Below are 20256 nucleotides of genomic sequence, written 5' to 3' on the forward strand. Positions count from 1 at the left end.
CGGGCGAGGCCGATTAGGATTACACACGTCTCTGCAACGAGTTGCTGGACCGGGATCATGTGGTTGGCGCAGTGGTGCTCACTTGCGTGAGCCATCTGGTCCCATCAGATTTCCCGGCCAGTCCGGGGGCTTGTGAATTTGTTCACAAGGCACGCTCTGGCTTGTCGTACCATCAAAAATTCACCCCATCGCGATGACCAAGCGAAGGAAGTGGACCGCCATCCCGGGACTCTTCGTCCTGGCGATCGGCGCCGTCATGCTCTCGGCATATAGCGGCGCCTCCTCTTCGCAACACAACTCGCCCGTTCAGCCGATCAACTTCCCGCACCCCATTCACGTGCAGAAGCTCGGCATGAACTGTCTCTACTGTCACTTCTCGGCCAACAAGTCGATGGACCCGGGCCTCCCCGCGCTCTCGACCTGCATGGGGTGCCACAACCTCGTCGGCCCGCAGCGTCCCGCGTCGGACATCGGTCCCGCGCGCACGAGCGCCGAGATTCAGAAGCTGTACAAGTTCGCGAATACGGCGGGGGTCGCCGCGGGCATGGGGTCGGCCGGTCCGCCGAAGCCCATTCCGTGGGTGCGTATTCACAAGCTGCCCGAGTACGTCCACTTCCCGCACACGCGCCACATCAACGCCGGCGTCACCTGCCAGACGTGCCACGGCCAAATCCAGAAGATGGACCGCGTGGAGCAGTACGCGAGCCTCAACATGGGCTGGTGTGTGAGCTGTCACGTGAACGGCTACGTCCCCAAGGAAGGCCAGGACGCCGCGGGGTACACGCCGCAGCAGGTCGCGCAGGGGCAGGGTAACGCGCTCGCCGCCACCGCCGCCGCTTCGACGGAACGCAAGAAGGCGCGGTATGACTGCGCCAACTGCCATTATTAATATGAGCCAGAATACGAAGGACCCGTCCATCGCGGAACTCCGACCGGAGGTGCGCGGCGCCGAAGGGAGGAGCGATAAACGCACGGCCGTCAAGCGCCGCGAGTTCCTCAAAGTCCTCGGCGTCTCCGGCGCCGCGGTCGCCGCGACCGCGTGCTCCGAGGAAACGGGCAAGCTGATCCCGTATCTCGTTTCGCCCGACATGACCGTGCCGGGCGTCTCGACGTATTACGCCACCGTCTGCCGGGAATGCGTTGCCGCGTGCGGCGTGATCGCCGAAGTGCGCGATGGGCGCCCGATCAAGCTCGAGGGGAATCCCGAGCATCCGCTGAATCGCGGCGCGTTGTGCGCGCGTGGTCAGGCGGCGTTGCAGGGTCTCTACAATCCCGATCGCTTCCGCTCGCCGATGTATCTCGACGGGACAACGTGGAAGACGACGACGTGGGAAGACGCGATCAATCGTCTGGCGCAGGCGATCGGTTCGGCGCGCGGCAAGGGCTCGGTGTTCCTCAACCAGCACGAGACGGGCAGCTTCCCGCGCTTCCTCGACGGCTGGCTCGCGCGGAACGGATTGCAGCCGCACCTGAGCGTCGACTTCGACGCGGATGCCGCGGCGATCGAAGCCAATCGCCGCACCTACGGTGTGGCGTGGCCGTCACTCAGCTTCAAGGACGCGAAGCTCATCGTCTCGTTCGGCGCCGACTTCCTCGAGGGGTGGGGTGCGAGCGTGCCGCAGCAGCTCGACTTCGCCGATGCACGCGCGAAGCTCGACGGCGCGCCGCGGTTCATCTACGTCGGCGCGCGGAGATCGCTTACCGGGTTGAACGCGGATGAATGGATCGCGTGCAAGCCGGGCAGCGAGCTCGCGATCGCGAACGCGTTGGCGGGCAAGGGCAGCATTCAGGATGCCGCGACGCAGAGCGGCGTCGATGCGAACACGTTGCAGCGCGTCGCGAGCGAGATCGCGGCCGCAAAGCCGGTCCTCGCCGTCTCGGGCGTCACGGGCGACAACGCGCTCGACGTCGCGCTCGCGGTGGCGGCGATCAATGGCGGTGCGGGTACGACGATCAAGGCCGCGCAGCCGATCGGCGGATACGAAGGCATTGCATCGCACGACCAGGTGCTCGCCGCCGTGGAGCGCATGCGCTCGGGCGCGGTGGGCATCGCGTTCGTGCGCGGTGTGAATCCGGCGTACGCGTTGCCCAAGTCGGCGAACTTCGCCGACGCATTCAACAAGGTGCCGGTCCGCGTGTCGTTCTCGAGTTATCCCGACGAGACGACCGAGCTTTGCAATCTTATTATTCCAGATCTCCATTCGCTCGAGCAGTGGGGCGACGCGGAGCCGACGCGCGGCACGATCGGCGTTCAGCAGCCGACGATGGATCCGGTGTTTCCGGCGATCAAGGGAAGCACCGCGGATGCGCTGATCGCGGTGTCGAACGGCGGTGCCGCTGCGGCGGCGACAACCCCCGCTCCGGCGCCCGCCGCGGCGGGGAACGCCAAGCCGACGAACTATCGCACGTGGTTGATGGCGCAGTTCCCCGGCGGCGCGAGCGCGTTTGCCGCGGCGCTGCCGAAAGGTATCGCGGCCGGTACGCTGCCCGCACGCGCACTTCCGCCGTCCGCGCCCAGCGCCCAACGCCCAGCGCCCAGCGCAACCGGGGACTTCTTCCTCATCGCCTACCCACACTCGGTGCTCGGCGGCGACGGACGCGGCGCGAACAAGCCGTGGCTTCAGGAGCTGCCGGATCCCGTCACGAAGATCGTGTGGAGCTCGTGGGTCGAAATTCACCCCGAGACCGCGCAGCGGCTGGGCATCGAGCGCGGCGACATTCTCGACGTGAAGACGGCGAGCGGTTCAGTGCGCGCGCCGGCGTTCCCGTATCTCGGCATTCACAAGGACGCGATCGCGATTCCCCTCGGCCAGGGCCACCGCTCCAATGCGAAGCTCGGCATGTGGGATTGGAAGCACGATCAGAACGTCACGCAGTGGGGCTACGGACGTTACGCGCGTGACTTGGGCGTGAACGCCGCCGATCTGCTGCCGGTCGTGTCGAACGGCGCCGGCGGTGCGGTGCTGATGGCGACCAAGGCTTCGATCTCGAAGACGGGCGACCACGTCACGCTGCCGAGTACCGAGGGATCGGCGCGGCAGCACGGACGTGGCATTGCGCAGGCGATCGAAGCGGCGGATTTGAACAAGCCCGTCGAAGGCGAAGGCGACAAGGAGAAACTGCCGGGCGACGCGAGCCACGAGTTCCTGCCGGGACTTCGCTCGCCGGTTGCGGCGGACGCGCAGGGTGAGCTCGGCGCGCCGACCGCGGCGGATCAGGGCAAGAACAAGGGTATGTATCGCCCGGATGACCCGCGCGGCGCATCGAAGCGTCGGTGGGCGATGACGATCGATCTCGCGCGATGCACCGGGTGTTCGGCGTGCGTCACGGCGTGCTACGCCGAGAACAACATTCCGACGGTTGGAGCGCCGTGGCAGAACGCGACGATCTGGGCGGATGCGCGCGCGGGCTTCAACATCGAGCGCGGCCGCGAGATGAATTGGATTCGTCTCGAGCGCTACTTCGAGGGCAATCCCGACGGCAAGTTCGGTCAGGACTTCGAAGCCCGCTTCGTGCCGATGCTGTGCCAGCACTGCGGCAACGCGCCCTGCGAGCCGGTGTGTCCGGTGTATGCGACGTATCACTCGCCGGACGGCTTGAACGTGCAGGTCTACAACCGGTGTGTGGGCACGCGCTACTGCTCGAACAACTGCCCGTACAAGGTTCGCTACTTCAACTGGTTCGGCTACGGCGAGCAGGATCGGAAGCAGTACGCGTTCCCCGAGCCGCTCAACTGGCAGTTGAATCCGGACGTGACGGTGCGCGGCAAGGGCGTCATGGAGAAGTGCTCGTTTTGCGTGCAGCGCATTCGTGAAGCGGAGAATCGCGCGGCGCTCGAGCATCGCGAGGTACAGCCGGACGAATTCACGGTGGCGTGCGCGCAGGCGTGTCCGAGCCGCGCGATCGTATTCGGCGACGCCGCGGATCCCAACTGGTCGATCGCGCAACTCGCGAAGGATCGGCGCGCGTATCACGTGTTCGAAGAGCTCAACACCTTCACGGCGGTGGTCTACTTGAAGAAGGTCAACCATTCGGCCGGTGCGGCGACTGCCGCGCCGCGGGCGTAAGGAGGCGCGATTATGGCAACGACTGCGACTCCTCTCCCGGGCGGCACTGGATCCCCGCGACCGAACATTCCGTCGGCGGCGGTTCGTTTTCCGGCGGTACGCAGCTACGAGCAGGTCGACCGCGAGATTGCCGGCACGCTCCGGCCCTCGCTTGGTTGGTTCGCGGCGCTCGGCATCGCGATCCTGTGTCTGCTCGTCGGCGCGTCGGCGTGGACGTATCAGATTCACGAGGGGCTGGGCGCGGCAGGGTATCAGCCGCCGGTGATGTGGGGCGTGTACATCGTCACCTTCGTGTTCTGGGTCGGCATTGGTCACGCGGGGACGCTGATTTCAGCAATCTTGTATCTCTTCCGCGCGGGATTCCGAACGAGCATCTACCGGGTGTCGGAAGCGATGACGGTGTTCGCCGTCATGACGGCGGGATTGTTTCCGATCCTGCACCTTGGGCGGCCGTGGAAGTTCTTTTATCTGATCGCGTATCCGAACTGGCGCCTGATCTGGCCGAATCCCAAGTCGCCGCTCGTGTGGGACGTCTTCGCGATTCTGACGTACCTCACGATCTCGAGCACGTTCCTGTACGTCGGGTTGATTCCGGACATCGCGATTCTGCGCGACCGCGAGACGAATCCGGTGCGCAAGTCGATCCTGGCGATGCTTTCGCTCGGTTGGCGCAACTCGGATAAGGAGTGGCGGCACTTCACGCGCGCCTATCTGTTCCTGGCCGCGTTCGCGACGCCGCTGGTGCTCTCGGTGCACTCGGTGGTGTCGTTCGACTTCGCGATGGCGCTGACGCCCGGCTGGCACGCGACGATCTTCCCGCCGTACTTCGTGGCCGGCGCGATTTTCTCCGGCATCGGCATGGTGTTCACGATCGCCATTCCGCTGCGCAAGGCGTTCCATCTCGAGCATTACATCACGCTCAACGATCTGGACGCGGCGGCGAAGCTGTGCCTGTTCACGTCGACGGTCGTGGGACTCGCGTATCTCACCGAGTTCCAGGTCGCGTGGATGAGCGGCAACCGGTTCGAGCAGGACTACTTCTGGAATCGCGTGTTCGGGCAGTGGGCGTGGGCCGCGTGGATCATGCTGATCTGCAACTGCGTGCTGCCGCTGTCGCTCTACTCGCAGAAGCTGCGTCGCAATCCGGGCTGGCTCTTCATCCTGTCGTTGTTCATCAACCTCGGCATGTGGTTCGAGCGGTTCGTGATCGTGGTGCCGTCGCTGTCGCACGAGTTCGAGCCGTGGCAGTGGGGCACGTACCGTCCGACGTTCGTCGATTACAGCATCCTGCTCGGCAGCTTCGGATGGTTCTTCATGTGGTTCCTGCTGTTCATCAAGCAGCTTCCCGTCATGGCGATGAGCGAGATCAAGGAAGTCATACCGCCGCGGATGAAGCATCCCGATCCCGAGATCGATCACGAGCTGAACCTCGGGTACGTTCAACCGTTCGAGACCGGCGAACCCGGCCCGGCCTGAGGGAGGAGACACGGATGCAAGGCGTTCTTGGCGCATTCCGCGAGCTCGACTCGACGTTATACGCGATCGAAGAGCTGAAGAAAGCGAAGCTCGGCGACATCACGGTGTTCACGCCGACGCCCAGGCACGAGCTCGAGCACGCAATGGATCGCGGCCCGAGCAGGGTGCGGATCTACACGCTGATTTTCGGACTCGCCGGCGTCACGTTCGGCTACTGGATTCCGGTGTGGATCTCGGACTACTGGCCGCTCGTCGTCGGCGGCAAGGCCATCGCGACGTGGGTGCCGTTCACGATCCTCGGCTTCGAGGTCATGGTGCTCGTCGGCGGTCTCGCGACGGTGTTCGCCATGTTCGCGCTCGCGCACATTCCACGACTCACCACGACCGTGGGCTACGATCCGCGCTTCTCGAGCGGTCACTTCGGCATCTGGGTCGAAGCGTCGCCCGATCAAGCCGCGACGGCGGAGAGCATTCTGAAAAAGCACGGAGCGGCGGAGGTGCGGCGTGAGCGATAGGCGCGCGGTGTCATTCCGAGCGAAGCGAGGAATCTCGCGTCCCGAACGAGCGCTCTATCCCTCAGCTAGATCCCTCGTCGCTGCGTTCCTCGGGATGACGATGGCCGGCTGCTCGTGGTTCACGGATTTCAAACAACAGCCGAAGATCGATCCGTGGGAGACGCCGAACGACACGATCGCGTTCCGCGGCAATCCGCAGTTGTCTGTGCCGACCACGGGCAGTGCGGCGCCGGGATTCATCTACGATCGCACGCCGATGCCGCAGACGATCGCGACGATGGCCTCGATTCCGAATCCCACGCCGGCCGACTCGGCGTCGATCGAGCGCGGGCGCGTGAACTTCCAGATCAACTGCGCCGTCTGTCATGGGCCGCTCGGCATGGGTAACGGCCCAGCGACGAAATACGGGATGGCGGGCATCGCGATCGGCGCGGGTTCCAAGGCCGCGAACGAATACACCGACGGATACATCTTCGGCATGATTCGCAACGGCCGCGGGTTGATGCCGCCCTACAACCGCATCGAAGAAGCGGATCGCTGGGACATCATCAACTATCTGCGCACCATTCAGGGCAAGAACACGGCGTTCGCCGCGGATACGTCGCACTGTCGTCCGGGTGAGACGGGATTGTGCGTGCCCGGTGCAACGACCATGGGTCCGACGCGTCCGTCGCCGTACTATCATGCGATGAGCGTGAGTGGAGCGGTGAACGCCGCGTCCGCGATTCCGTCGGCTGTGCCGCCGGCGCCGTCCGCCGCCGACACGGCGGGGAAGGGGAATAAAGCCGCCGCGGATACGACCGGAAAGAAGTCCGCCACCGACACGACGAAGAATACGACGAAGAAGCCGGAGCAACGTCCGTGAGCCTGCATCCTCCGCGCGTGTACACGCCGAACGAAGTCGTTGCGGCGTCGAATCGCGAAATTCCCAAGTCGCTGACGACGACCATGCTCGCGCTGTTCGGCATCGGCGCGTTGATCTTCATCATCGGCTTGTTCGTCGCGCCCGATCGTGTGTGGCGCGCGTTCCACGCCAACTGGCTGTTCTTCACCGCGTTGTCGAGCGGTGGTGTCACGTTCGTCGCCGTGCAGCGCATCACGACCGCACGTTGGTCGCGCGGCGTCATTCGCTTCATGGAAGCGTATGTCGCGTTCCTGCCGGTCGCGCTCGTGTTCTTCTTGCTGACGCTGATCTTCGGCCGGAACTACGTGTTCCCGTGGACGCACGAGGCGTATCCCTCGCCTGAGAAGGCGCAGTACTTCAACGGGACCTTCCTCGCGATTCGCGACATCGTCGTGCTGTTGTTGATGAACTTGCTCGGCCTCTGGTACGTCTACACGTCGCTGCGTCTGGACGCGGGCCGGTTGCCGGAGTGGGGCGCGACGTGGGCGGCGGGCTGGCGCGCGCGCATGCGCAACGGCTTCGGCGAGGAACGCCGCGAGCTGCACTCGACGCATTCGCTGCAGGGCAAGCTCTCGGTCTTCCAGGTGCTGCTGTTCGGCTTCGGCTGGTCGGTGTTGGCGTGGGACCTGTCGATGGGTCTCTCGCTCCATTTCCAGAGCACGCTGTACAGCTGGTGGTTCTTCATGGGCGGCTGGCTGTGCGCGCTCATGCTGTTCGCCGTCCTCGTGGGCGCCTGGAACTCATTCCTCGGTACCGCGGACGGCATCATCACCGAGACGCATTTCCACGACATCGGAAAGCTCTGCTTCGCGTTCACCGCGTTCTGGGGCTATCTCACGTTTGGGCAGTACCTGGTGATCTGGTACGGCAACATGGGCGAGGAGACGCACTTCATGCGGCTTCGGCTCATCTCGCCGTGGAAGTGGGTGACGGTGGCGTCGGTCATTCTCGTGTTTTTCGCGCCGTTCTTCGGATTGCTGTCGCGCCACACGAAGGTCACGCGGTCGTGGATGAACCTCTTCGCCGTGTCGAGCCTCGTCGGCATGTGGCTGATGCGGTACATCGAGGTGTATCCGTCGGGCTACGGCGTGATTCCGTCGCTGCCGTTCAGCCTCTGGGAGCTCGGCGTGCTGGCGCTCTACGCCGGCGCATGGGGATTCTGTTATATCAGTTTCATGAATGCCTTCCCGCGAATGCGGGTGACGTTGTTGACGTCGCCGTATCGCGATGAAGTGCAGGTGCCGGTGAATCCCGACACGATGGAGCCGTTGCCGGCGCACGAGTAGCGCGGGAAGCCGTCATGTCATCCCGAGCAACGCGAGGGATCTAGCGTCACGGCAGAGGGCTGTGCTCTCTATCGCGATGTTGGATCCCTCGGTCGCTTCGCTTCCTCGGGATGACGGCCGCTACGCCTTCGCCAACAACTGCTCCAACGCGGCCTTCGGCACGGCCCCCGTCTGGCGTGCGACCTCGCGGCCGCCGCTGAACACGATCACCGTCGGAATGCCGCGAATGTTGAATCCGCCGGCGGTCCGCTGCGCGAGATCGGTGTTCAACTTCGCGATCAGCGCGACACCTTGTTTCTCGCGCGCGAGCTCGTCGACGAACGGCGCCATCATCTTGCACGGCCCGCACCAGTCGGCGTAGAAGTCGACCAGCACCGGAACGTCGGTGCCTGCGATCGTTTTGGCGAACGTGTCGTCGTCCACGTGCACGGGCCGGTCGAGCAGCATCGGCTTCGCGCACTTGCCGCACTTCGGCCGGTCGGCGGCGCGCGCCGCGTCGACCCGATTCCAGGTGGAGCAGAATTGGCAGCGGAGGGTCAGGTGTCGCGTCGCGGCGGCGGTGGCGGCGGTGTCAGGTGTTGTCACGGGCGTCCTCTCGGAGTGCACGTCGTGGTACGGCGCGGTTCGTCACGGAACCGCTATCCGTGAGTTCACAAGCCGTTCCAGTGTGGCGTGCCCTTCGATAAATTCCAAGCCTCAGGTGATTGAGGGGGCGTTAGCTCAGCTGGGAGAGCGCCTGGTTTGCAACCAGGAGGTCATCGGTTCGATCCCGATACGCTCCATGCCCCGTTCAACGGCTCGACAACGGCCAGCCTTCATCGCGAAGGCTGGCCGTTGTGCGTCCCCAGGACACTCGGCGGGCGAACGGACTTGGGCGCCGGGCCGAACGGCGGCGGCGGCGGCGGCGGGGCCATGACACCAGTCCGCTCGAACACCCACCGCCCGGGCGCGACGTCGAACCAGACCGACTGTCCGTCGTCGCGGGCCGCGGTGAGACCCGACGGCATCGCTTCCAGAACGCCGTCGATGTCCACCTCCGTCCCGTTCGCGACGATGCGTCCGGACAGCAGACTCCCCCATGGCACCGCGACGTGCGCGCTCACGCCATTCGGCACGTCGACCGATAGCGTCACGCTGGTGTTGGTGCCTGAAAGTTTCGAAGTCACGTCCACGCCGATCGTCCCGCGCGCCGTCGGCACCGACGCTTTCACATTTGCTAATGCGCCGGGCTGGGGTTGAATCTCCACGCGGGTGAAGCCGGCATCGAGGGGCCGTACGCCCGCCGCGTAGGCGGAGAGCGCGTGCAACGGTCCGCTGTTCCATCCGTGATTGCGCGTGCCGCGGCCGTCCCACGATTCCCACAACGTCGGACCAGCCTCGTTGCCATCCACTTCAGCGGCGTATCGCGAATGCATGCGCGCGACCGCGACATCGGGCGCGCCCATCTGATACAACGCCTCGAGGACGTAGAACTCGAGATACGGGCTCGCGTTCGCGTGATCGCGCAACGCGCGCGTCACCGCGGGATATCGCAGCGCCGGAACGAGACCCGCAACGACGGCCAGTGCGTTGCCGCGATCGTCCGCGTCGCCGTGATAGTGTCGCGACCGATAGACCTGACGCGACGCGTCCCAGAATGCGTCGAAGCCGGCGAAGACGGTCGATTCGCGCGAACGCCACCGCGCTTCGTCGGCGGTATTGCCGACGATGCGTGCCATCTCCGCGACGGCATGCGCGGCCATTGCGTACCATGCATTCTCTAACAACGGACCGTCGATGGCGTCGCCCGCGTCCTGCCAGTCCCAGTCGCCGGCGCGATGCACGACGAGTCCGTCGGGCCCAAGCGACCAGCGATCGAGATAGTCGGCGAACGCGCGATACGCGCCCGGGACCCACGCGCTGTCGCCGCTCAGCATGTAGTACCGCCACGCTCCCCAGATCGAGGCGAGCATCTGCTGCGGCATCTCCGCCTGCCACACGCCCGTCGGCACCGGCGAATACAGCTCCTCGGTCGGACGCCGCCACGCGACCAGTTCGCGCACGCCCTTGCCGCCAAGCCGATACGCCGCCGTGTCGAACACGTACGCGCCGGCGCGGATCTCGTTCACCTCGTCCGCCCACCACTGCGCGCGCTCGCGTGTCGGACAATCCATGTAGCTGTCGCGCATGCTCACGTACACCGTGCGCGCGGCCTTCTGCCACAGGCGATCGAGAAACGCATCGCTGCTCGAGAAGGAGCCGGCGAGGTCGGTGGCGAATCCGCTCTCGCGATAGCCGAGTACGTGAATCTGCACGCCGGCGGGAATCTGGTACTGCACGGCGGTCCCCGACATCCATCCGGGCGATTCGAACGTCTGGACGCCGCCGCGCGTCACGTACGTCGCCCGTACGTTGGCGTCGCCGCCGTCCATGTAGCGATCGGTTTGAATCGCGATCGTCGCGCCGGGCGGTGCGTCGACTTTGAGATACGGCGTGATCTGCAGGTTCGACGGCAGATGTCCGACCGCGATGGTCGTCGAACCGGAGCGCGACGTCGAGACGCTCGTGTACGGGAGCACGTCGGTGAACCGAAAGAGCGGGATGGGGCGCGGTAGCAGCGCACCCCACGGCGAGGCGCCCGCGCTCCCTCGATCGGCCGCCGGCGGCCATGAGGAATCGTTAAAGTCCGCGGCGGTCCAGCCCTCGAGCGGCGCGCCGGCCCGCGCGTCGAAGTACACGTTGGATTCGGGCAACCGAAAGTTCGGCTGGCGTCCGCTGGTCTCCTGCTGGTATCCGGGATGAACGGTCGCACGCCAGGAATCATCCGACGCGATCGCCGGCCCCTCCGCGACGTCGCTCTGAAAGAGAAGGCCGCCGGCGTTCGCGCTCCGCGCATGGTGCGAGTAGCCGTCCTTGCCGAGCGTCCAGACGAGCAACGCAATGGTGTTGCGACCCGCCTGGAGATACGGCGCGAGGTCGATCTCGTCGTAGTAGATCGCGTCGGGTGTCGGACCGCCTTTCAGGCCGCCCTCGAACACGACGAGCGTTCCGTTCACGTACAGCCAGTACTTCGTGTCGGCCGCAATGCGCGTCGGCGCACTGCTCGGTGTTCGCGCGAGCGTGACGGTCTTCCGAAACGCCACCCACTGATTCGCTTGGCCGCTCTGCGCCCAGATCCACCGCGCCGTCCACGATTGCGCGCACGCCGACGCGGCACCCAACGAGAGAAGGGCGGCGACAATGAACCCCAGGTACGATGTGCGGAGGGTCGCCTGCGTTGGCGCGAGCGTGCGGAAGGGAGGATCCTCGGAAGGTCGAACAATTCTACGAATCCATGAATGGGCCCGCGAGATCGCGCGGCCTCAAATCTCGCGGGCCTGGGTAGGGATTCGACCCGCGTCGGCGTCGTAAAGGAAAAGCTCCCTCTCACCACGAGGCTTCCATGCCTGCTCGCGTCCTCTCGTTCCTCCTGATACTTCCGATCGCCGTGGCCCTCCAAGCGCAATCGGGGGTGGCCCGCATTGGCGTATCGGGCGGTGTGAATCTCGCTCACGTCGAGGGCTCGGATTTGAGCGACATCTCCAATCGTCGCGCCGGGACGTACGGCGCGTACGTCGCCTACCCGCTCGGCGCCGACTGGTCGCTCCAAACGGGCGGTTTGTTCTCGGGGAAGGGATGGCAACGGAAGGAGCCGGACACCGGCGACCTGGCCGTGGTCCAAATCGACTTCGTTCAAGTGCCGCTGTTCGCGCGGTATGATTTCGGCGGCGCGAGCCGGCTTGGTGTCGTCGCGTTTGGCGGACCTAGCGCGAACTTTCGGAGCGGTTGCTCACTCGTGGCAACGGCGCACGCCACTGGAGCGACGCAGCGCGTGACGTGCGCCGACGCCAAGACGCTGTCCAACGGGACGATCGAGTTTCAGTCGTTCGATTGGAGCGCCGTTGGCGGCCTGGGACTACGCGCTTCCACCGGGTCCGCTCGGCTGCTCGTTACCGCGCAATACGAACGCGGGTTCACACACGTCGAGAAATCGCACGACGCAACGAGTCGCGCCACGACGTTTGGAGTCGGGCTGGAGCTGCCGGTCTCGCTGCGTCACTGATTGGCGCGCGCAGGCGTGCGCGAGCAGCCAACAGCGGGCGTTCCACGGCGTAGTACGAGATGACCGCGCAGCCGAGCGCGCACGCCACAGCAAGCGGGAAGGGCAGCGGCTCGCGCTCGAGGGTGGGACGCGTGAAGAGTTGCTGCCACAAATACAGCGAGTAGCTCAGTTTTCCGAGCCAGACGGCCGGTGCCGCGTTGAGCGCGGACGCAAAGCCGCCGGGGTGCAGCACGACGCGCGCAACGAGCATCGCGATCGCGCCGCCCGACAGCGTTTCGAGAAGCGTCCCGACGTGATACGGTGCGAGCGCGATGCGCGCGATCACGAGTGCCAACGCGACGAGCGGCGTCGCACCGGTCGTCATTCGTCGTAGCACCCGCGACGCTTGCGGGTCGTCCCACAGCAGCGCGAGCAGACACCCCGCGGCGATACCGTCGACGCCGTTCGGAAACCAGTGAATCGACGGCAGCGCACCCGTGACGGCGAACTGCACGAACGGCACGGCCGCAACGACCGCCGCCAGCCAACGCGTGCGCGTCCAGCCGAACGCCACCGCGAGCAGCGGCCACGCCAGATAAAACTGTTCCTCCGTCGACAGCGACCAGCCATGAGCCAGCACCCATGACGAGCGGTCGCTGGCGAAGTTCATCGTGAACGTCAGCGCGTGCGCGACGTCAGCGCGCGGCATCGGCACGGCGACCAGGCGCGAAATCGCCACCACCGTGACGACGTACACGAGATACGGCGGCAGAATGCGTATGGCGCGCCGCTGGAAAAAGCGTGCGAGTGAAATCCGCCCCCGCGCCCCCTGCTCGCGTACCAAGAGACGCGTGATCAGAAATCCGGACACGACGAAGAACACCTGCACGCCCATGCGGCCGAGCGCGGTACGAATCAGCGCATGCGGGCCCGTCTCGCCGTGCCAGAGCAGATGCGACGAAACCACCGCGGCGATCGAGATCGCGCGGAGCCCGTCGAGCGAAGGAATGCGACGAGAGTCGGAATGAGTGTCCGTCAATACACCGACTGCAATTGCATAACGAACACCAGCACGCTGTTCGGCGGAATGGCGTCGCCCGCGCCGCGCCCGCCGTACGCCAGTGCGGACGGCGTCACGAGCAATCGCCGTCCGCCAACGCGCATGCCGAGCAGCCCGTCCTCCCACGCGCGAATGACCTGGTTCTTGCCGAGGGCGACCGTGATCTCCCCTTGATCCACCGTCTTGCCGCTCGGAAGCCAGCCGACGTACCGCACGACCACGGTACGTTCGCGCGCCGCGACTTGTCCCGTGCCGACGGAGAGATCCTCGACGTACAGGCCCGACGGCCGGCGGATCATCTTCGAGAGATCGACGCCAAGGTCTGGGGCGAACTGTGTTCGCTCGACCTCGCCCACGGGTTGTGGCGCCTGATTCGCGCTCGATGCTCCGCCTCCGCCGCCGCCCCCACCGCACGCGCCGATGCCGGGCACGCCGACCGCAGCGATAGCAACGACAATTAGGAGCCTTTTCCGGCTGGCGAAACGCAAAAGGGTTCTAGATTCCATAATCCACGAAACTAGAGCAACTGGAGCCTCGCGCGCAAAATGACTGCTACCGCTACAGCTACCGCCGCAACCGCTGCCGCACCTGCTGCCGCACCTGCTGCCGCATCGCAACCGGTCCCCGCCGTCGGACAGCCCGCTCCCGACTTCACGCTGCCGTCGACCTCGGGCGACAACGTGACGCTCTCGAGTCTGCGGGGAAAACCGGTCCTCATCGCGTTCTTCCCGCTCGCGTTCTCGGGCACCTGCACCGCGGAGTTGTGCGAGATGCGCGACGACTACGACCAGTACGCGCAGCGTGACGTCGTCATTCTGCCGATCAGCGTCGACCACACGTACTCACTCAAGGAGTACAAGGCGAAGCATGGCATGAAGACGGACTTGCTGAGCGACTTCCGCCGTGACGTGTCTCGCGCGTATGGCGTGCTGCTCGAAGAGCGTTTTTTCGCAAATCGAGCCTATTTCCTCCTCGACCGGGACGGGATAGTACGGTGGGAACATATCGAGGAGAACCCGGGTAACCGTCGGAGCGACGCCGAACTTCTGGCCCAGATCGATAAACTGGCTTAGACACAAGATGATACAGCGCGATCACGGTTGCGATTGGCCGTGTCGACACGTCTATCACACGGTGTTTTCGGTCAAGTTGTCCCCCCTGCCAGCGACCCTCGACCCGACGGCGAGTCCGAGGTTTTCATAACCGCTCCCATCAGGCATCGCCCATCCAAACCCATCCCGCGGACGCTCACGGCGCTCGCGGAGATCGCGTCCGCCCTGGCCACAGGTGACTCGGTGGGCGCGGTGATGCCCGGTATTCTCGCGGCGGTCGCGAGCGAGCTGGATGGCGCGCAGGCGACGTTGTGGCTGCATGGCCTGGACGGGCTGCGGCGCGCGTGGAGCGTGGCCGGTGACGACACGCCGGCCCGCGCGGTCGAGGACCAGCTCCGGCAGGGCGACGTCGCGGCGGATTCTGCGTTCGCCGCCGCGCGACTCTTCGCCGGACGACAGCAGCTCGGTGCGATCTCGGTGCGTCCCGGCCGCGAGCTCGCGCCCGAAGACCGTCTGTTCATTTCCACCGTCGCCGACCTGCTCGCGCCCGCACTCGGCGCGGCGGAATACGCGCATCGGTTGGAGTCCGAAGTGGCGGCGCGCACGCGCGAGATCGACGAGCAGCGGCGATTCACCGAGAAGATCATCGACTCGCTGCCGGTCGGCTTGTACGTCATCGACCGCGCCTATCGCATTCAGGCGTGGAACCGCAAGCGCGAGACGGGCCTGCAAGGTGTGTCGCGCGAGGAAGCGATCGGCCGCACGATCTTCGAGATTCTGCATCGCCAGCCCGCGGAGCTGCTGCGCAGCGAGTTCGAGAGCGTGTTCGAAACGGGTGAGATGCAGCAGTTCCCGATCGAGTCGACGTCGTTCGGCGAGTCGCGCACGTATCGGATCAGCAAGATCCCGATGCACGTCGACGAGAAGGAAGTGTCGCACATCATCACCATCGGCGAGGACATCACCGAGTGGAAGCAGGCCGAGGAGCGCTTCGCCCAAGCGGAAAAGCTGGCGGCGATCGGCACGCTGGCGGCCGGTGTCATGCACGAGCTCAACAATCCGCTGGCGACGATCGGCGCCTGTGCGGAATCGCTCACGCTCGGCATCGATGAGGGCTCGCTCGATCCGGCGCGCGACACGCAGGACTTCAAGGAGTCGCTCGATCTCGTCCAGCAGGAAGTGTATCGCTGCAAGGGGATCATCGACGGACTGCTCGATTTCAGCCGGCCGAAGTCGACGACAAAGGCGATCGTCGATGTCAACGCGGTGATCGACAAGACGCTGCGTCTGGTCAAACATCATCCGCGCTTTCGGCGCGTGCTCGTGGGCGTGGAGCGCAGCGCGCATCTCAAGCCCGTATGGGCGAACGAGGAGCAGATGGTGCAGGTCTTCATGGCGCTCATTCTCAACGCGCTCGACGCGATGGAAGACAAGGGCGTCGTGACGCTCCGCACGCGGAACGACGACAAGGAAGATCTCACCATCGCCGAGGTGGTCGATCACGGCCACGGCATTCGAAGCTCGGACCGGACGAAGATCTTCGAGCCGTTCTATACCACGAAGTCGTCGCCCGCGCGCGGCATGGGGTTGGGGCTCTCGATCTGCTACGCCATCGTCAACGAGCATGGAGGGCGCATCGAGGTGGACAGCGTCGTGGGCGAGGGAAGCGTCTTCCGCATCATTCTTCCGGCGACCGCCGCATGACGGACCGCTTCACGCCGCCTTCGGGCACCGCGACGACGGCCGGCCGCATTCGCGTGCTCGTGGCCGAGGACGAGGAGAATCTCGCGCAGATTCTGTCGACGTTTCTGCGCGGGCGCGGCCACTACGTGAAGTCGGTCGGCGACGGCAAGGCGGCGCTGCAAGCCGTGCGCGATGAGGCATTCGACGTCGCGCTCGTGGACATCGTGATGCCCGAGATGGACGGTCTCGAGACGCTCAAGCATTTGCGCGCTGAGGCGGATCCGCCGGAAGTCATCATCATCACGGGCAACGGCACCGTCGAGACGGCGATCACCGCGATGAAGCTTGGCGCGTACGACTACATGGCGAAGCCGTACCGCATGGCGGAGATCGACGTGCTGGTGCGGCGCGCATGGGAGAAGCATCAGCTCGCGCGGGAGAACAAGTATCTGCAGGCCCGCTTGTCGCGCGTGGATGCGACGCCTGAAGTCATCACGCAGTACGCGCCGATGCACGCGGTGCTCACGCTGCTCGAGCGCGTCGCGACGACGGATTCGCCGGTGTTGATCACGGGAGAATCCGGGACGGGCAAGACGCTGCTCGCGCGCGCGATTCATCGTTTGTCGGGCCGCCTGGGTCCGATGGTCGAGGCGGACAGCACCGTGCTGGCTGAAGGCGTGCTCGACGTCGAGCTGTTCGGCCACGAGCGTGGCGCGTTCAGCGGCGCGATCGCGCGCAAGGCGGGTTTGATCGAGCTCGCCGCGAATGGCACGTTGTTCATCGACGAGATCGGCGTGCTGAGTCCCAAGCTGCAATCGAAGCTTGCGCGCGCGCTCGAGCACGGGAGCTTCTTCCGCGTGGGCGGCACGCAGAAGGTCGAGATCTCGGTGCGCCTGGTGACGTCGAGCAATCATGATCTCGAGCAGGCTGTGCGCGACGGACGCTTTCGTGACGACCTGCTTTATCGCTTGAATGTGGTGACCGTTGCGCTGCCGCCGCTGCGCGATCGCGCGGTGGACGTTCCGCTGCTCGCCCAGCATTTCCTGACGCAGCTCGGCGGCGCTTCGGCGCCGACGTTGACGCCGGACGCGATCGAGTTGATGCAGGAGTACCCGTGGCCCGGCAACATTCGCGAGCTGCGCAACGTGATCGAACGTGTCGTGTTGTTGTCGCGCACGGGCAGCCACGAGATTCGCGCGCAGGATTTGCCGCTGGTGACGGCGCCGTCGCCGAATCGTGCCTCGGTTGGCTCGGCGGTGACCCTGTCGGAGCTCGAGCGCCAGCATATCGAGGCGGTGTTGCAGCAAACGAACTGGCACCAGGGGAATGCCGCCAAAGTGTTGGGGATTTCGAGTAAGACTCTCTATCGCAAGATCAGAGAGTACGGGTTTGAACGGCCGGGGCGCGGTGGCGGCGGTGAGGACCGCGGCGCTTCGCGCGCGGATGGTTAGGGCCGCGGCCTAAGGCCGCGAACGTGCGGCCGCGCCTGCGGCGCGGTGGTTGGTGCAAACTGCGCTGCGCTCTCTGTTTTTACATCGGCGCGCAGCGCCGGACTCACGTTGGTCGCCTTAGGCGGCCGACCTCATCACCCGCGCACAGCGCGGGCCGAACCACCGGCGCAACGCGCCGGCCAAACCCAGCGCGACAGCGCCCAGTTCGCGCGCTATACTTTCCCCATATGCGCATTCTCGTCATCGAAGACGATCCCACCGTGGGACAGTATGTAAAACGAGGTCTCGAGGAGCAGCGCTGGGCCGTCGACCTCGTCGCCGACGGCGAGGAAGGGGAGCGGCGTGCCGGATCGGAGGCGTTCGATCTCATCATCCTCGACATGCGCCTGCCCGGTAAGTCCGGACTCGACGTGCTTCATGCGCTGCGCGCGCGCGGGTTCGAGCGGCCGGTCCTCGTGCTCACGGCGCAGGATGCTGTCGACGCGAAAGTGACGGCCCTTCGCGCCGGCGCGGACGACTACGTCACCAAACCGTTTGCGTTCGAGGAGCTGTTGGCGCGCGTCGAAGCGCTCGCGCGCCGGCCGCGTGCGCTCGCATCACCGACGCTCACCGTCGGCGACCTCGTGCTCGACCAGGCGACGCGCGAGGTGCGCCGCGCCGGAGAGCTCATCGAGCTCACGCCGAAGGAATTCACGGTGCTCGAGTATCTCATGCGACATCATGGCCGAGTGATGAGTCGCACGCTCATCACCGAGTATGCGTGGGGATATCATTTCGATCCCGGCACGAACATCGTCGACGTGGTGATCAATCACCTGCGGAAGAAAGTCGACGCGAAGCACGATCGCCGGCTGATCACCACCGTGCGCGGCGTGGGCTACATGATCAAGGACGAATCGGCGGCGAAGCCGCGTGAATCACGCGAGTCGCGTGAACCACGCGAGCCCGCGGGTCGAGAGCCGCGGCGGTAGCGTGTCGGCGCGTGGGCGACTCGTCGTGGCGTATGCCGCGCTGTTGTTCGCCACACTGGTGGTGTTCGCGATCGCGCTGAGCGCCACGCGCAACAGCGCCGCCAACAACATCTCGGCCAGTCCGATCGCGGCGGCGGACAGCATCATCACCGCGATTCACGAATTGCAGCGCGCGCAGCCGGACAGCGCGCTGACGAGCACCATCTACACATCGACGACGGGTGAGCCTCTCGCGGCGTCGAGCGCGCGCCTGCGCAAGATGCTCAACCGGCTGCCCGGCTATTTCCTCGTCTTCAACGATCAGAACCAACTGCTCTACGCGTCGTCGGCGATGCAGGCGCTGGGCACCGACGATCAGGATGCGGTCAATCGACTCGCGACGCGGCTCGCCGTGCGAAACGAAGACGCGCGCGTGACGCTCAAGAACGGCCAGCACCTGTTCATGGTCGCGGACACGGTACCGTCGTCGAAGGATCCGGTGCCGAACATCTCGCGCGTCGTCGTCGCGCAGCCGGTGTCGTTCGCGGACCTGCTGCCGTCGGCAGCCTCCGAGGCGATCATCATCATCGCGCCGCTGCTCTTTCTCCTCTCGGCGCTCGCCGCGTACGCTGTTCTCGGTAACGTGTTTCAGCCCGTCGATCAGCTGATCAACGAGCTCGAAGCGATCACCGACGGCCGCAGCCTGCATCGCCGCCTCGCGACGGATCCGGCAGGGAACGACGAGCTCGTTCGCCTGACGACGACGCTCAACGCCATGCTCACGCGCCTCGAAACGTCGTTCGCCGCGCTGCGGCGATTTACCGCCGACGCGAGTCACGAGCTCAAGACGCCGCTCACGGTGCTTCGCGCCGACGTGGAGCGCGCGATGCATCCGGGGACCGCGGGCACGGATCGCTTGGTCGCGCTCGAGGAAGCGCTGCAAGAGACCGCGCGCATGTCGGATCTCGTGAACAGCCTCCTGACCCTTGCGCGCGCCGATGAGGGGCGATTCGATCTGCATCGGACGCCGGTGGAGCTCGAGCCGCTCATTCGCGAGGTCTACGAGACGGCGACGATTCTCGGTGAAGAGGCCGAGCTGACGCTGTCGCTCGAGTCACTCGAGTCGCTGGAGAACGCGATCGTGATGGGCGATCGCACGCGGCTCCGGCAGCTACTGCTCAACCTCGTCACGAACGCGATCAAGTACACGCCGCGCGGCGGACACGTCGAGGTGTCGGCGACGCGGCGTGGCGCCGACGAGATCGCGATCGTCGTGCGCGATACGGGGATCGGCATCGCGGCGGCCGACCTTCCGCATGTGTTCGATCGATTCTGGCGAGCCGATCGCGTGCGTTCGCGCGCGTCGGAGCGCGGCGGATTCGGGCTCGGGCTCGCTATCGCGCAGTGGATCGTGCACGCGCACGGTGGCACGATCGCGGTGCAGTCGCGACTCGGGCGCGGGACGATGTTTACCGTGGTGCTGCCGATCGTTCCGAGCGCGACCGCGGCGTCGACTGGCGCATCCGGCGCAGTGCCCGCCGTCGCGGACGAGGCCGAAGCGGAAATCGCGGCGGAGTCGGCGGATAGCTGATCCGGACGCGTCGGCCACGTCGCGCGCAAGAAGGAACCTCGGCTTCATCGACTCTTAATCTTCCGGCCATTCCGTCCTTAGAGTCGAGGGATAGCTTATCCCCCGAGTCAGTCCGCGCACTTCGAACGGTCGTTCCTCGCTTCGGTGCTTTGCGCCAACGC

General features: G+C 65.6%; 16 protein-coding genes and 1 tRNA gene. 13 read left to right on the plus strand and 4 right to left on the minus strand.

All coding sequences use genetic code 11. The annotated features are described in order from the left end of the window. Window positions 1-193: 193 nt before the first annotated feature. From VN706_06055 to VN706_06080, 6 genes are all read left to right on the plus strand, one after another. Window positions 194-889 (plus strand): cytochrome c3 family protein, encoded by a 696-nt coding sequence (locus tag VN706_06055; protein ID HXT15173.1) that lies wholly within the window; start codon window positions 194-196, stop codon window positions 887-889. Between the two features lies 1 nt (window position 890). Next, entirely contained in the window at window positions 891-4067 is a 3177-nt protein-coding gene (locus tag VN706_06060; GenBank protein ID HXT15174.1) for a 4Fe-4S dicluster domain-containing protein, read from the plus strand. A 12-nt stretch (window positions 4068-4079) separates the two neighbouring features. Then, window positions 4080-5543, plus strand: a complete 1464-nt coding sequence (gene nrfD / locus VN706_06065; protein ID HXT15175.1) for an NrfD/PsrC family molybdoenzyme membrane anchor subunit — start codon at window positions 4080-4082, stop codon at window positions 5541-5543. Window positions 5544-5557: 14 nt separating this feature from the next. After that, window positions 5558-6058 (plus strand): DUF3341 domain-containing protein, encoded by a 501-nt coding sequence (locus tag VN706_06070; protein HXT15176.1) that lies wholly within the window; start codon window positions 5558-5560, stop codon window positions 6056-6058. 94 nt (window positions 6059-6152) lie between these two features. Beyond that, complete coding sequence (locus VN706_06075; protein ID HXT15177.1) at window positions 6153-6923, plus strand: cytochrome c; 771 nt, start codon at window positions 6153-6155, stop codon at window positions 6921-6923. Beyond that, the gene (locus VN706_06080; protein ID HXT15178.1) at window positions 6920-8248 is read left to right on the plus strand and encodes a hypothetical protein; all 1329 of its coding nucleotides are present in this window, start codon (window positions 6920-6922) and stop codon (window positions 8246-8248) included. Before VN706_06075 ends, VN706_06080 begins: the two co-directional genes overlap by 4 nt. Before the next feature lie 120 nt (window positions 8249-8368). Here the strand turns inward: VN706_06080 and trxA are convergent, their stop codons facing one another. Further along, window positions 8369-8833, minus strand: coding sequence for a thioredoxin (gene trxA, locus VN706_06085; protein HXT15179.1), 465 nt, complete (start codon window positions 8831-8833; stop codon window positions 8369-8371). A 124-nt stretch (window positions 8834-8957) separates the two neighbouring features. Here trxA and VN706_06090 point away from each other — a divergent pair. After that, a tRNA-Ala gene (locus VN706_06090) sits at window positions 8958-9030 on the plus strand. 33 nt (window positions 9031-9063) lie between these two features. Here VN706_06090 and VN706_06095 read toward each other — a convergent pair. Continuing rightward, window positions 9064-11448, minus strand: coding sequence for an alpha-L-rhamnosidase C-terminal domain-containing protein (locus VN706_06095; GenBank protein ID HXT15180.1), 2385 nt, complete (start codon window positions 11446-11448; stop codon window positions 9064-9066). 221 nt (window positions 11449-11669) lie between these two features. Between VN706_06095 and VN706_06100 the strand changes: the two genes are divergently transcribed. After that, on the plus strand, window positions 11670-12329 hold the full coding sequence (locus VN706_06100) for a porin family protein (GenBank protein HXT15181.1): 660 nt from the start codon (window positions 11670-11672) through the stop codon (window positions 12327-12329). Here VN706_06100 and VN706_06105 read toward each other — a convergent pair. Together VN706_06105 and VN706_06110 are read right to left on the minus strand one after the other, a co-directional pair. Next, a complete protein-coding gene (locus VN706_06105; protein HXT15182.1) occupies window positions 12241-13347 on the minus strand; it encodes an acyltransferase in 1107 nt (368 codons plus the stop codon). The two genes, VN706_06100 and VN706_06105, sit on opposite strands and share 89 nt — an antisense overlap. Continuing rightward, complete coding sequence (locus VN706_06110; protein HXT15183.1) at window positions 13344-13799, minus strand: FKBP-type peptidyl-prolyl cis-trans isomerase; 456 nt, start codon at window positions 13797-13799, stop codon at window positions 13344-13346. Before VN706_06110 ends, VN706_06105 begins: the two co-directional genes overlap by 4 nt. Before the next feature lie 114 nt (window positions 13800-13913). Between VN706_06110 and VN706_06115 the strand changes: the two genes are divergently transcribed. The 5 genes from VN706_06115 to VN706_06135 all read left to right on the plus strand — a co-directional run bounded on the left by VN706_06115 (window position 13914) and on the right by VN706_06135 (window position 20095). Continuing rightward, a complete protein-coding gene (locus VN706_06115; protein HXT15184.1) occupies window positions 13914-14441 on the plus strand; it encodes a redoxin domain-containing protein in 528 nt (175 codons plus the stop codon). 234 nt (window positions 14442-14675) lie between these two features. After that, on the plus strand, window positions 14676-16124 hold the full coding sequence (locus tag VN706_06120) for an ATP-binding protein (GenBank protein HXT15185.1): 1449 nt from the start codon (window positions 14676-14678) through the stop codon (window positions 16122-16124). Continuing rightward, window positions 16121-17554 carry a sigma-54 dependent transcriptional regulator gene (locus VN706_06125; GenBank protein HXT15186.1) on the plus strand — a complete coding sequence of 478 codons (1434 nt, stop codon included), beginning with the start codon at window positions 16121-16123 and terminating at the stop codon, window positions 17552-17554. Before VN706_06120 ends, VN706_06125 begins: the two co-directional genes overlap by 4 nt. 227 nt (window positions 17555-17781) lie before the next feature. Continuing rightward, a complete protein-coding gene (locus tag VN706_06130) occupies window positions 17782-18525 on the plus strand; it encodes a response regulator transcription factor (protein HXT15187.1) in 744 nt (247 codons plus the stop codon). After that, window positions 18485-20095, plus strand: coding sequence for a HAMP domain-containing sensor histidine kinase (locus VN706_06135; protein HXT15188.1), 1611 nt, complete (start codon window positions 18485-18487; stop codon window positions 20093-20095). The genes VN706_06130 and VN706_06135 overlap by 41 nt, the downstream gene beginning before the upstream one ends. Window positions 20096-20256: the final 161 nt, after the last annotated feature.

This window comes from Gemmatimonadaceae bacterium, assembly GCA_035606695.1.
In the GTDB taxonomy this organism is placed as follows: domain Bacteria; phylum Gemmatimonadota; class Gemmatimonadetes; order Gemmatimonadales; family Gemmatimonadaceae; genus JAQBQB01.

Bases quoted from the DNA above. Each gene is read 5' to 3' on its own strand.
- VN706_06130 (HXT15187.1), top strand. From the start codon at position 17,782: ATGCGCATTCTCGTCATCGAAGACGATCCCACCGTGGGACAGTATGTA.
- nrfD (HXT15175.1), top strand. From the start codon at position 4,080: ATGGCAACGACTGCGACTCCTCTCCCGGGCGGCACTGGATCCCCGCGA.
- VN706_06125 (HXT15186.1), top strand. From the start codon at position 16,121: ATGACGGACCGCTTCACGCCGCCTTCGGGCACCGCGACGACGGCCGGC.
- VN706_06100 (HXT15181.1), top strand. From the start codon at position 11,670: ATGCCTGCTCGCGTCCTCTCGTTCCTCCTGATACTTCCGATCGCCGTG.
- VN706_06070 (HXT15176.1), top strand. From the start codon at position 5,558: ATGCAAGGCGTTCTTGGCGCATTCCGCGAGCTCGACTCGACGTTATAC.
- VN706_06120 (HXT15185.1), top strand. From the start codon at position 14,676: ATGCCCGGTATTCTCGCGGCGGTCGCGAGCGAGCTGGATGGCGCGCAG.
- VN706_06060 (HXT15174.1), top strand. From the start codon at position 891: ATGAGCCAGAATACGAAGGACCCGTCCATCGCGGAACTCCGACCGGAG.
- VN706_06115 (HXT15184.1), top strand. From the start codon at position 13,914: ATGACTGCTACCGCTACAGCTACCGCCGCAACCGCTGCCGCACCTGCT.
- VN706_06055 (HXT15173.1), top strand. From the start codon at position 194: ATGACCAAGCGAAGGAAGTGGACCGCCATCCCGGGACTCTTCGTCCTG.
- VN706_06075 (HXT15177.1), top strand. From the start codon at position 6,153: ATGACGATGGCCGGCTGCTCGTGGTTCACGGATTTCAAACAACAGCCG.